The 12,465-nt window shown below is 71.6% G+C and carries 12 protein-coding genes; 11 read left to right on the plus strand and 1 reads right to left on the minus strand.

The genetic code is table 11. The annotated features are described in order from the left end of the window. The first annotated feature begins 227 nt into the window (after positions 1 to 227). Positions 228 to 623: a hypothetical protein gene (locus PX52LOC_RS37980; protein WP_178132602.1), complete on the plus strand. Its 396-nt coding sequence runs from the start codon at positions 228 to 230 to the stop codon at positions 621 to 623. A gap of 77 nt (positions 624 to 700) precedes the next feature. Next, positions 701 to 2,356, plus strand: coding sequence for a S8 family serine peptidase (locus PX52LOC_RS37985; RefSeq protein WP_149114965.1), 1,656 nt, complete (start codon positions 701 to 703; stop codon positions 2,354 to 2,356). 386 nt (positions 2,357 to 2,742) lie between these two features. Here the strand turns inward: PX52LOC_RS37985 and PX52LOC_RS37990 are convergent, their stop codons facing one another. Then, entirely contained in the window at positions 2,743 to 2,928 is a 186-nt protein-coding gene (locus PX52LOC_RS37990) for a hypothetical protein (protein WP_149114966.1), read from the minus strand. Positions 2,929 to 3,336: 408 nt separating this feature from the next. Here PX52LOC_RS37990 and PX52LOC_RS37995 point away from each other — a divergent pair, with 408 nt between their 5' ends. From PX52LOC_RS37995 to PX52LOC_RS38035, 9 genes are all read left to right on the plus strand, one after another. After that, the gene (locus tag PX52LOC_RS37995; RefSeq protein ID WP_149114967.1) at positions 3,337 to 3,543 is read left to right on the plus strand and encodes a hypothetical protein; all 207 of its coding nucleotides are present in this window, start codon (positions 3,337 to 3,339) and stop codon (positions 3,541 to 3,543) included. 43 nt (positions 3,544 to 3,586) lie between these two features. Further along, positions 3,587 to 4,102, plus strand: a complete 516-nt coding sequence (locus PX52LOC_RS38000) for a DUF2924 domain-containing protein (RefSeq protein WP_149114968.1) — start codon at positions 3,587 to 3,589, stop codon at positions 4,100 to 4,102. Continuing rightward, positions 4,099 to 5,685, plus strand: coding sequence for a recombinase family protein (locus tag PX52LOC_RS38005; protein ID WP_149114969.1), 1,587 nt, complete (start codon positions 4,099 to 4,101; stop codon positions 5,683 to 5,685). Before PX52LOC_RS38000 ends, PX52LOC_RS38005 begins: the two co-directional genes overlap by 4 nt. Beyond that, positions 5,682 to 6,104: a hypothetical protein gene (locus PX52LOC_RS38010; RefSeq protein ID WP_149114970.1), complete on the plus strand. Its 423-nt coding sequence runs from the start codon at positions 5,682 to 5,684 to the stop codon at positions 6,102 to 6,104. The genes PX52LOC_RS38005 and PX52LOC_RS38010 overlap by 4 nt, the downstream gene beginning before the upstream one ends. Positions 6,105 to 6,251: 147 nt before the next feature. Further along, positions 6,252 to 7,448: a hypothetical protein gene (locus tag PX52LOC_RS38015; protein ID WP_149114971.1), complete on the plus strand. Its 1,197-nt coding sequence runs from the start codon at positions 6,252 to 6,254 to the stop codon at positions 7,446 to 7,448. Next, positions 7,405 to 8,454 carry a hypothetical protein gene (locus PX52LOC_RS38020; RefSeq protein ID WP_149114972.1) on the plus strand — a complete coding sequence of 350 codons (1,050 nt, stop codon included), beginning with the start codon at positions 7,405 to 7,407 and terminating at the stop codon, positions 8,452 to 8,454. The genes PX52LOC_RS38015 and PX52LOC_RS38020 overlap by 44 nt, the downstream gene beginning before the upstream one ends. 262 nt (positions 8,455 to 8,716) lie before the next feature. After that, a complete protein-coding gene (locus PX52LOC_RS38025; RefSeq protein ID WP_149114973.1) occupies positions 8,717 to 9,049 on the plus strand; it encodes a hypothetical protein in 333 nt (110 codons plus the stop codon). 127 nt (positions 9,050 to 9,176) lie between these two features. Continuing rightward, positions 9,177 to 9,689 carry an RNA polymerase sigma factor gene (locus PX52LOC_RS38030; protein WP_168219464.1) on the plus strand — a complete coding sequence of 171 codons (513 nt, stop codon included), beginning with the start codon at positions 9,177 to 9,179 and terminating at the stop codon, positions 9,687 to 9,689. A 115-nt stretch (positions 9,690 to 9,804) separates the two neighbouring features. Continuing rightward, positions 9,805 to 12,435 (plus strand): bifunctional DNA primase/polymerase, encoded by a 2,631-nt coding sequence (locus PX52LOC_RS38035; protein WP_149114975.1) that lies wholly within the window; start codon positions 9,805 to 9,807, stop codon positions 12,433 to 12,435. Positions 12,436 to 12,465: the final 30 nt, after the last annotated feature.

The raw sequence follows: 12,465 nt of genomic DNA on the forward strand, positions 1-12,465 counted from the left end.
CCAGTGGCAGTCCGACCCGCTAGTGTCTCGCCTCCATCAAGACTCCCAGTGGAGCGAGATCGCAAAAAACCCCGATTTGCTCTCAAGTTTTGCGCCCCGGGCGAAAATTATTTGGCGCAACTCCTGCAACATTGCGTGTTCTCTTTGTTGCTTCGAGAATCGCTCAAGTTCGCACCGGGCGACACGCGTCTCGCGGCAGAGCATCACACCTTCGGAGGTTGCGTCACATGATCCGCTCTCTACTGTGTTGCGCGGCGGTCGTCGGGGCCACGTCGGCCCTACGCGCCGGCGAACTGGACGGCGACAGGCCCGCGCCCACGGCGGCCACGCAGGCCGCCGTGCCGCCGGCCGCGGCCACCGAACTCGACGGGGAGTCGCCGACGGCCGCCCACCGCTACGGCGGGTGGGGCTACGGCGGCGGGTACCGCGGCGGCTTCGGGAGTTACTACGGCGGCTATCGGGGCGGGTGGGGGTACGGCGGCTACCGGAGTTATTACGGCGGCTACGGTGGCGGCTGGGGTTACCGCAGCGGGTGGGGCGGGTACGGCGTCTACTCGTCGTTCTACCAACCGTCGTTCTTCGGCTATTCGACCTACGGCTACTACGGCGGCAACTGCTGGTAAGCACCGGCGGGAGGCGGGCCGTACACCCGCCCCCGTTTTCTTTTGAACACCACGATCCGCACACTTCGAGATTTACCATGTTCCGCACCGCGGCCGGGACCGCCTTACTCTTCGCCGCGGCGACGACCGCGATGGCGGCCGAACCGGCCCCGCCGGTCTCGGCGTCCAAGCTGAACAACGCCGAGACCGCCCGCCGCAAGCTGGGGCTGTACCCGAGCTACCCGACCGTGCCGAGCATCGGCCGGGTGAAGGTCGCCGTCCTCGACTCCGGCTTCGACCGCATCGACGGCAAACGGCCGTACCTGCCCAAGACGGCCGAGGTGGTCGAACACTACGACCCCGCGTTCGTCCGCCAGCACGGGCTCGGCGACCCCGACTTCCAGAAGCCCTTCGCCCTCGGCGAGGCGCACGGCCGCCTGATGGCGCAGATCGTGTGGGCCGCGTCGGGCGGTTCGCCGTTCGGGCCCAAGTTCTACCTGCTCAACGCGAACGGCCCGACCCTGTTCCGCCGGGCGGTTCGGTACGCCATCGAGCAGAAGGTCGACGTGATCCTCTTCAGCGGGACGTTCGAGGGGGCGGGCAACTTCGACGGTCGCGGGCCCATCAACGCCGCCGTGGACGACGCCGTCGCCGCCGGGATCATCTGGGTCAACGCCGCCGGCAACGCCGGGGGCGCGGTCTACAACGGGCCGGTGTCGGTCGACCCGTCCGGCTACCTGACGCTGCGGGCCGGCGCCGATCCGACCGCCCTGCGGCTCGCCAACCGGCTCGACGAGAACGCGGTGACGGTGACGCTGACGTGGAACGACTACCGGGATGCCGAGGACGCCGGGACGGACAAGGACCTGGATCTGGTGGTCGAAGACTGGCTCGGCCGCGTCGTCGGCGAGAGCACGCTGAGGCAGGTGCCCGCGGGCCGGGCCGCCGCCGCGGGGGAGACGAAGAATCCGCGGGAGCGACTGGCGTTCGCCGAACTCCCGGCGAAACCGGCGGGCGAGGAGTACCGGATCCGGGTGCGGGCGAAGAGTTCCAACTTCGGCCCGCGGGACCGCATCCGCATTCTCGTCTCGTCCGGGCGGCCGGCGCCGGTCACCGACCCCGCGACCGGGAAGGTCGTCATCCCCGTCGAGCTGCTCGACGCCTCGACGGGCGGAGAAATTTATCCGCCGGCCGACCACGCCGGAGTGCTCGCGGTCGGCGATGCGACGCCGCAATCGGCCGTCGGGCCGACGGCCGACGGCCGGTCGAAGCCGGACGTCGTCATCGACGACTCCGTGGCCCGCTTCAGCAACGGGGACGAGTCGGTCGGCTCGTCGAACGCGGCGGCGTACTTCGCCGGTATCGCCGCGGTGTTGCGGGCCGGCGAGCCGGGGCTGACGGCCGGCCACCTGCGGGACTGGGTCCGGCGGCTGGATCGGGGGAAGGCGGTGGCCGACGCCAAGGTCCCGCCGCGGGTTCTGGAAAGCGCCCCGTTGAGCCCGAACCAGGTGCGGGCGCTGCGGTACGCGGCCAACGCCCTCGAAGAGAAGCGCCTCCGCGGGGAGCGGAACCCGGAGGTCATCGTCTCCAACCCCGGCGGCGCGGTCGTGCTGACGCAAAAGAGCAGGTCGTCCGAACCGCCGGTGCCCGAAGCGGGGCGTCGGGGGGCGTCGGTTCACGCCGGTTGGTTCACCCCCACGCCGCGGGAGTTGGCCACGCTCGTCCGCGGCCTCCCCGGGGACGGTTCGAAGTAACGACCCACGGGTTCACGGCCGCGGGGCACGAAGGCCCCACTTCGGGTGCGGCGGAAAGAGATTCGCTCACCGTGAGCCGGATCCATTTAATCAATTTCCTAGGTCGATTTCGCTAAATTAGAGCCCCTCCCTGCGACCGCACGACTCGGCCGACCTCTTCCCCACCAGCCGATCTGCCTCTGGCCGCCCGGCTGCGGCAGGAGCGGCGTCATCCGACATGTGGCCAGCGACCTCGACCTCCTCAACGTCCGCGCCTCGATCCCCTCGACCTCGACGGACGGCCCGCCGTCGCGGACGGAACGGCCGAGGGGTGACCTCGTTCACGGCCTCTCGCCTATCCCGGCCCGGCATCCGATACCTCCGACCACGTGTGAACCCGTGTCCGACTACGGCCGCGGGCAATTCCGCCACCGGCCCTCCCCACCATCTTTGATGGTGGTCGTGATGATCTCGTCTCCTGGCAACTCAACGCCATTGTGCGTGATGCCGATTTGCACATCGACCTTGCGGATCTCCGAAGCGAGTACGTACGCACTCTGCTCGTCGAAGAAGCTCCGGCACCAGCGGGTCATCGCGTGCTCATACTTGGGCGGGCCGCGCGTGCCGACCGGGTGGCACCGCGAGAACGACCCCGGGTGCCGGTGCCTGGCCGGCGGCCGAGCCAGTCGTCATCAACCACTACCTGTGCATGTACGACGCCTGCCAGGACGCCTTCGCCCCGCCGGCCTTCCACCACTGGTTGCGGCTGGCCGAGTCGGGCACGAAACCCTGGGGTGGAGTTGCAAGCCGCCGGCCCCGCCGGGGGTCGTGCCGTGGGCTTTCGGGTACGGGCCGGCCGGAGGATGATTCCGGCATTCCGCCCACTTTGTTGAACCACTTCGGCCCCGCTTTACGAAGTAGATATGTAGGGGCGTTGTCTCGCCCGTCAGCTCGCCGGCCGCGCCGCGGAGGTCGCTGGAATCATCCACCCGGAGGTTCCCGTGCGACTCGACCTCGACCCCGCCCACCTCTCCCCCGACGACCGCCTCCAGGAACTCGCCGCCATCCTCGCCCGCAGCCTCCTGCGCCTGCGGGATAAGGCCGCCCTCACGCCGGGCCACACTTCTGCCCCGCAGATACTCCCGGAATCCCGCGATTCTGCCGTTGCTGCCCCGCCCGACACGTGGCTCACTGTCCACACCGGTTAACGGACCGGAGACGAACCCCATTCCCCGCCACGAAGGAGACCCCATGGACCCGAGTCCCACGATCGCCCAGCAACTCGCCGCCCTGCCCCGGCTCACGGTCAAGGACCTCCAGCGGCGGTACGCGGAGGCGTTCGGCGACGAGACGGTCGCCCGGAACAAGGCGTGGCTGGTCAAGCGCATCGCCTGGAAGGTCCAGGCCAACGCCCACGGCGGCCTGACCGACCGCGCCCGCGCCCGTGCGGCGGAACTCGCCGCCGGGGCCGAACTCCGCACGACCATCCCGGCGAAGCGATCCGCCCCGACGCCCGCGCCGGTGGCCGACCCGGCCGAGCCCGAGGCCGCGACGCTCCCCTTCCCGGCCGACCGCCGCCGGCCCCCGCCCGGCTCGATCATCACGCGCGTCTACAAGGGCCAGACGGTCCAGGTCCGGGTGCTGACGCACGGGTTCGAGCACGCCGGCCGCGTCTATCCCTCGCTGTCGGCCGTCGCCAAGGCCGTGACCGGCAGCCACTGCAACGGGTACCTGTTCTTCCGACTCACGAAGGGCGGTGACGCATGACCAAGAGAACGAAGGCCGCCGCCGACACCCGGCCCGTCGTCCGGTGCGCCATCTACACGCGGAAGTCGAGCGAGGAGGGCCTCGAACAGGAGTTCAACTCCCTCGACGCCCAGCGGGAGGCCGGCGAGGCGTACGTCCGCAGCCAGGTCGGCGAGGGGTGGACGTGCCTCGCCGACCGGTACGACGACGGCGGGTTCACCGGCGGGAACACCGACCGCCCCGGCCTCCGCCGCCTCCTCCACGACATCGCCGCCGGCCGCGTCGACTGCGTCGTCGTGTACAAGGTCGACCGCCTGTCCCGGTCCCTCCTCGACTTCGCCGAGATGATGCGGACGTTCGAACAGCATCAGGTCGGGTTCGTGTCGGTGACGCAACAGTTCAACACGGCGTCGAGCATGGGCCGGCTCGTCCTCAACGTCCTCCTCTCGTTCGCCCAGTTCGAGCGGGAGATCGTCTCCGAACGCACCCGCGACAAGATCGCGGCCACCCGGCGGAAGGGCAAGTGGGCCGGCGGGTGGCCCGTCCTCGGGTACGACGTCGACCCGCAGGGCTTCAAGCTCCGCGTGAACGACGCCGAGGCCGACCGCGTGCGGGCCATCTACGCCCTGTACCTGGACCGCGGGTCCCTCCTCCCCGTCGTCGAGGAACTGGCGGCCCGCGGGTGGGCGAACAAGCGGTGGGAGTTGTGGAAGGGCGGGTGGCGGGGTGGCGGCCCGTTCACCCGCACGTCCCTGTACGGCCTGCTGACGAACCCGGTGTACGTCGGCAAGGTCCGGTACAAGGACGAGGTCCACGCGGGCGAGCACGCGGCCGTCGTCGACCCGGCCATCTGGCAGCGGGTGCAGGCCCACCTCGCCGGCAACGGGCGGGGCGGCGGGTACGCCCGGGCCGGCGGCCCGGGGGCCCTCCTCCGCGGCGTCCTCCGGTGCACGGCGTGCGACGCGGCCATGTCCCCGACGAGCACGACGAAGGGGGCCAAGAGCTACCGCTACTACACGTGCACGGCCGCGGCCAAGAAGGGGTGGAAGACGTGCCCGGCCAAGTCCGTCCCCGCCCACGCGATCGAGCAGGTCCTCCTCCGCCAGGTCCGGGCCATCGGCACCGACGCGCGGCTGCGGGCCGAGGTCCTCGCGCAAGCCCGGCAGCAGGACGAGGCGCGGACGGCGGAACTCGCGAAGGAACAGAAGGCGTTGGAACACGACCTGAGGGGGTGGCACGGGGAGCTCCGGCACCTATCCGGCCTCCTCCGCCCCGGCGACGGGAACGAGCCCGTCATCCGCCGCCTCGCCGAACTCCAGGAGCAGATCGCGGCCGTCGAGGGCCGCGGCCGGGCCGTCCGCGACCAACTCGCCGCCGTCGGCCGGAACCTCATCGCCGACGACGACGCGGCGACCGCCCTGTCCGTGTTCGACCCCGTCTGGGAAGCACTCAACCCGCGGGAGCAATCGCGGGTGGTGAACCTGTTGGTCGAGTCGGTCGGGTACGACGGCGGGCGGGGGAAGGTGACCATCCGGTTCCGCCCGGCCGGCGTTCGCACGTTGGCCCGGGAACTGGCCGACAAACGCGAGGGGATGCGGGCATGAGCGACGCGATGAACGTGCTGACGGTCGAGTGCGACGTGCACGTCGACCGGCGGGGCCGGGGGGCGAGAAAGGAAGTGCGGCCGGGCCCGGACCCGCGGCGAGACCAGCCACCGGGCCGGGTGCCGCGGGTGAGCCGGTGGATGGCCCTCGCCATCCGGTGCGACGAGTTGATCCGCGACGGCGTGGTCGACCGGTACGCCGACCTCGCGGAACTGGGCCAAGTGAGCCGGCCGCGGGTGACGCAGATCATGAACCTGCTCAGCCTGGCGCCGGACCTCCAGGAGGCGCTCCTGTTCCTGCCGCGGACCGAGGCCCGCCGCGACGCGGTCCTGTTGCGGGATCTGCTGCCGATCGCGGCGACACTCGACTGGGGGCGGCAGCGGAAGTTGTGGCGGATGCTACGGGCCGGGCGGGCGTGAGCCGGGTCCGCCGTCGGCCCCCCAGTCCCACCCGACCGGGGCCGCGGCGGGGATTGTCGAGGAACCGCGATTGTGTACATAATACCAATATGTACAATTGATCCGTTCCGCATCCCGCGCACGCCGACACCACCGGTGAGGCACCCCATGGCCACCTTCCGCCCGTCGCACTTCGCCTCCCCGGAAACCCTCGCCGCGGTCCACCCGCCGCGACTCGCCACCTTCCTCCACCCGCACCGCGAGTTCCTTCTGGCGAGGGGCTTTCCTCTCCCGCCGGCCGACGCCCCGGCCCCGGTCGACTTCGCCCGCCTCGCGCAGATCTTCCTCGCCCCCGACCAGGACACCCCGGCCGACCTGATCGACGCCCTGTACTACGTCGACCGGCTGGCCACCCCGGAGGGCATGGCCGACCTGCTGGGGGCCGCCCGCGACCGCGGCCTGGCCCTGGCCGCCGGGGACGACGTGACGCCGGCCGACGTGGCCGTCCAGGTGTGGCTCCAGGCCCCCCGCCTGCTCGAGCGGGTGGAGGCCGAACAGTTCCTCGAGCACCCGCGGTCGTTCGAGTACTACCAGGCCGACGGGGCCGACCCGCCGCCGGCCGCGGCCCCGGGGGAGGAGGCGCGGGCCCGCCTGGAGGCCCGACTGAACGACTGGTGCGAGGAGCACCGGCGGGGCCGCACGGCCCGCGTGTTCGTGTCCCGCCGGGACGGCGTCGCGTACTTCCTCATCCGCCACGGGGAGCCGTTCAAGCGGGAGGGCAGCGTGCTCGACAACGAGCCGGCGTCGGTCGCCTACCGGCCGCTCCGGCACGACGTGGCCGTGTACGACCCGGCCCTCGGCGAGCTCCGCGTCCACGCCCAACTCAAGGGCGAGCGGCAGTTGTACCGGCAGGCCATCGCCGAGTACCTGGGCGGGCCGGACGGGTACTTCGGCCGGGAGGCGAAGTACAGCCTGCACCCGATCCGCCGGGACGGGGAGGGGTGCCTGGCGTGCGGGGACGTCGGCGGCCTGGAGGCCGTCCGCCTGCGGGAGCTGCACTACGCCTGGGGGGGCAAGCACCGGGAGTACCACGTCGAGAAGGCGGACGACCTGTTCGCCGCCCTGCGGGACCGCGGCAACCGCCCGATCCCGACGCTGCCCCGGCTGGCCAAGGCCGTGTTCGCCGTCTGGTTCCCGGGGGCCAAGCGGCCCCGGTCGGTCGCCATCAAGGTGCCGAACACGGCCCTGTACACCCGCGACGGGGACAGCGGGCGGGTCGAGCGGTGGTTGCAACTCCGCGGGTTCCTCCGGGCCGAAGCCGATGCCGACGATCTCGCCGCTGACGCGGTTCTGGTTGGGGCTTGACCGGCTGCCTGGCCCGGCGGCGGTGGAAGCCGAGTGGCGGGCGGTCGCGGGGGGCGACTTCGATCGGGTCCAAGAGCTGCTGCTCCCGGACCCGACGGCGGCCGACAGCTTCCCGCGACTGGACCGCCACGGCGGGGCGTACGCCGTCGTCGTGCACGGCCCGGACGACGTCGTCGGGGTCGGGGAGGACGGGGAGCGTGTGCCCCTCCGCCGCAGCGACCTCGTCGTGCACCGCCTGTCGGTCCCGGCCCTCCTCCGTAAACTCGCCGCCGTCTTCGACCTCACGCCGGACGCCGGACCGGTCGGCGGCCTGGCCCTGACGTGGCGGGTCGGCGTCGACCGGCCGACGGCCGGGTACGAGTTCCCGCTGTTCCTCGCCCTCGGGCAGGAGCCGCCCGAGTACCGTCGCGACGTCGCCGCCCTGGTCGCGGCCGCCCCCGGCCCCTTCCGCCTCGTGTCCCCGACCAACCGCCACGTCCGGTACGAGACGAGCCGGCTGCTGGAGGCCCACGGGTCAACATTCCTCGCCCTGGCCGACGCCGTCGCGTGGACGCCCGACGGGTGGGAACTGACGCCGGCCGGCCGCGGTTGGTGGGCCGGGTTCCACGCCGGCCACGTCCCGCGGCCGGACGCCGCCGCCGCCGTCGCCTTCTTCCCGACGCCGGCGGACGCCGGATGGGCCGACGTGCGGATCGCGTTCCTCGACGGCGAGCGGGTGTCCGTCCGCGTCGGGACCGCCCGGCAGGCGGTCAACTACACCCAGATGGGCCTGGCCGACGGCCGCAACGGGAGCGCCAACAAGCAGTGGCTGTTGCTGCGGGCGTTCGCCGCCGAGGGCGGGCGGCTGAGCTGGAAGAGCCCGCAGGCGGGGCCGAAGAACCAGAAGCGGCGGGAGACGCTCGCCCGGTCGTTGCAGCAGTACTTCCGGATCGCCGACGACCCGATCGTGCTGGACGTGGACGGCAAGTCGTGGCGGACCCTGTTCGCCCTCACGAACGACCGTTAGCGGCTCGTCGAGTTTTCGGTGGGCGGATTTTCAGCCCCTCTAAATATCTCCCCTTCCACAACCCGATTCCGGGCCGCAGGTTGTGGCGATGACCGGAAAGTAGTTCGCCGAAAAATCCCCGCCCCGTCGAATTTTCGCCAGTAGGGGGCGACAGGTCCGGCGGGCGCCACCCGCCGCGCAACTGTAACCCGTGGCCGGACCCGAGGGGCACGCCGAGAGCGACCTGTCCCCCTCGTTCGTCCGGCCGCCGCGGAAGTCCCCCATGGCCCGTCCGGTTCCCAAGCAGTCCCTGTCCGCCGCCCGCCGGCAACTCGTCGAACTCATGCAGTCGATCGGGTTCGGGCGGATCGAGTACCTCCACGTCGTCGACGGCGAGCCGGCCCTCCTGGACCCGCCGCCGGCCGTGGTCCGCGAGTACAAGTTCGGCGGCGAGAACGGCCCGCGGCCGGAGCGCGGCCTCGACGCCTTCTTGCTCAAAGTCCAAGTCGTCGAGTTGTTCCAGATGTTCGACCGGATGGGCACCGGCGTCGTCCTGGCCCTCGACGTCAAGCACGGCCTGCCGTTCCGCGCCGCCGTGCCCGGGGCCGTCGAGTAGGCCGGGGCGTTCCTCCCCGGTCGAGACCGATGGTTCGCCGGCCGTGGCGCGGAGGCGGGGGCGGGGCGGGCGTGGCCCGACCCCGGTCCGTTCACGTCTTCCAAGCCCGGCCGGGAGGGTCGCTCCCGTGCCCGACTCCCCGTTGACCGAATCCGCGTACGCCCGCCGCCTCGTCCGCGACCTGGCCCGCCGCCTCGTTGCCCGCCGCCGCCTCCGCGGGTGGGACGCCGACGACGTCGCCCAAGAAGTCTTCCTGCGGCTGCTGACGGCCCGCCGGGCGTTTGTCCCGGCGCGGGGCGCCCTCGAGGCGTTCGTCGCCGTGGTCGTGGACCGCGCGGTGATGGACCTGCTCCGCCGCCAGGCCGCGTCCAAGCGGACCGGGCGGGTGCAATCCCTGCACGCCGTGAGCGACGCGGACCGCGGGCACGCCGACGACCCGGTCCCGGCCGTCGACCGCGCCCTCGACGTGGCGACCGTCCTCGCCCGCCTGCCGGACGACCTTCGCCTCGTCGCAGAACTCCTGAAGACCGAGACCGTGGCAACGACCGCCCAACGGGTGGCCGTCGCCCGCACCACGGTCCAGCACCGCGTCCGAGCCCTCCGCCGGGCGTTCGAGCGGTACAAGCTTCGGGGGACGTAACGGCCCCCGCCGATCGAGACGCACAACCCCACATCCCCGATCACGCGCTGCGCCGCCGGCGACCGCGTGGTGGACACCCGGACGCTCTGCGTCCCGAACCCACTACGGTGACCGCGTGGCCGAACCGATCCCCGACTCGAACCCGCTCCTCGCCGCCGCCCTCGCGTACGCGACCCGCCTGGCCTGGCCCGTCATCCCGCTGCACGCCGTCCGCGACGGCGCGTGTACGTGCGGTAACGCGGCGTGCGTCCGGAGCGCGGGGAAGCACCCCCGGACGAAAAGCGGCGTGAAGGACGCGACGACCGACCCGGAGGTCATCCGCGGGTGGTGGCACCGGTGGCCGGACGCCAACATCGGCGTCGCGACCGGGATGACCTCCGGGGTGCTCATGATCGGCCCGGACGGCGCCGACGGCATCCGCGACTTCACGGACCTGGAGGGCGAGAACGGGACGTTCCCGCTCACCCCGGCCGCCCAGTCCGGGAACGGCGGGTGGCACGTCCTCGCCCGAAACCCCGGCGGCATCGGCCTCCAGGCCAACCACCTGGGCGCCCGGATCGACCTCCGCGGCGAGGGCGGGTACTTCGTCGCCGCCCCGTCCGTGAGCGGGTACGGCCCCTACGTCTGGATTAACGACCCGTTCGCCACCCCGCTCGCCCCGTGCCCGCCCGGGTGGGCCGAGTGGTGCCGGCGGAAGAGGCAACCGAAGCCGGCGTCGCAGCCACGGCCGACCGACCCGCCCCCGGCCGACCGGGCCGTCATCATTGAGCGGGCGCGGAAGTACCTGGCCAAGATCGACCCGTCGATCGAGGGGCAGAACGGCCACGGCGCCCTCTTCGCCGCCGCCCGGCACCTCCGGACCGGCTTCGCGCTCACCAGCGGGGAGGCGTTCCCGTTGCTCCAGGAGTTCAACGCCCGCGCCCTCCCGCCGTGGCCGGAGGCGGAACTGTGGCGGAAGCTCAAGGAGTGCGACGAGCACCCGGGCGACATGGCGAGCGGCGCCCACCTCCACACGCCGCCCGCCGGCGGCCCCGCACGCGACGACCGACAACCCGACGCCGGCCAACCCGCGGCACCGACGGCCGGGCCGCGGAAGCCCCGGTTCGAGTTCCTGACGGACGCCGCGTTCATCGCCGGCGACTACCGGTCCGAGTTCCTCATCACGAACGTCCTCGCCAAGGGGCAGCCGTGCGGCATCGGCGGCCCGGTCAAGGCCATGAAAACGGGCCTGTCCGTGGACATGGCCCTGAGCCTGGGCACGGGCACGCCGTTCCTCGGCACGTTCGCCGTCCCCCGGGCGGTCACGACCGTCATGGTGTCCGGCGAGTCCGGCCGGGCCACCCTCCTGGAAACCCGCGACCGGGTCCTCAAGGCGAAGGGATTTTCCCCCGGCCAGTCGTTCGGCACGGTGCACTGGTGCTTCGACGTGCCGTGCCTGAGCGACGCCGCGGCGATGGCCGAGTTCACGGGCATGCTCGTCGCGCGGCGGCCCGAGGTCGTCATCCTCGACCCCCTGTACCTGATGCTCGGCGACGTGAACGCGGCCAGCATGTTCGAGACGGGCAACCTGTTGCGGACGGTGGCCGGCACGCTGATCGCGGCCGGGGTCACGACCGTCATCTGCCACCACGCGAACAAGTCGCTCGACACCGGCCGGCCGATGGAGTTGCAGCAACTCAGCCACAGCGGGTTCTCGCAGTTCGTCGGCCAGTACGTCCTCATCAACCGGCGGAGGGAGTACGCCCGGGGAACCGGCCGGCACGAACTCGTCGTCAGCATCGGCGGCCGGGACGGGTACGGCGGGGACTTCGACGTCGACATCGAGGAGGGCGTGGCCGACGAGTGCTTCCGCGGCCGGTTCTGGGACGTTCGCGTCACCAACCGGGCCGACGGTTCCAACGCCCCGGCCGAGGACGTGGAGGCCAAGCGGGCGAGGGCCCAGCGGGAGAAGGTGGAGGCCAAGAAGGCGAAATTCCTCGCCGACGTGGACGCGGAAGCGGCGAAGGGGTTCCCGGCCGTGTCCGCCAACCGCCTCAAAACCGACTACGGCTGGCAGTTCGGGGACATCAAGGCCGTCTCCGAATGCCTCCTGCTCGACGAGACGATCGAGCTTCACGACTTCAAGTACAAGGTAAACAACGGCGGTTGGCGGGAGACAACCGGGTTCCGCCGGCCGGTGCCGTACGAGACGATCGCGATCCCCTTCGGGCGACAACCGGTTGAAAGCGAACATCCGGTTTTTCCCGAGGCACAACCGGTCCAACCGGTTGTGCCCGGTGACGGGGGCGGACAACAACCGGAACAACCGGTTGGGGGAACCCCCTGTATAGGGGGTCCCCCACCGGTCAACCGGTTGTTGCCTGACACCCCCGGCGAACCCGGTTCAGAAGACCGACCGAAAGCCGCGAAGACTGGCCGACAAAAAAACCGATTGTTCCCGCCGGCGGAAAAGGTCACCCGGCCAAGTCGAAGAAGCGGGGGAAGAAATGATCCCGCTCGCCAACGGCGGTGGGCGTCGATCGCGCCCCAGCACGCATCCCAGCACGCCGACTGGCCCACCAAACGGGGGCGTGGCCGACGTCCCGAACCTACCCGCAGCCCAGGTCGCACGGGTCCTTCCCGCGCGAAACCGGCGTTGTCCCCGCGGGGAAAGGTCAAAGAGTTAGACAGACTTTCTTTCTTCGCCCCCCGCCGCACAACCGCCGACGTCCACGAAGGTTGTGCGGCTCGCCGGCGTAGGGTATAATCTCCCGAGCAGCTCGCCGCACGTCCTCGT

Source organism: Limnoglobus roseus, assembly GCF_008254045.1.
Taxonomy (GTDB): Bacteria; Planctomycetota; Planctomycetia; order Gemmatales; family Gemmataceae; genus Limnoglobus; species Limnoglobus roseus.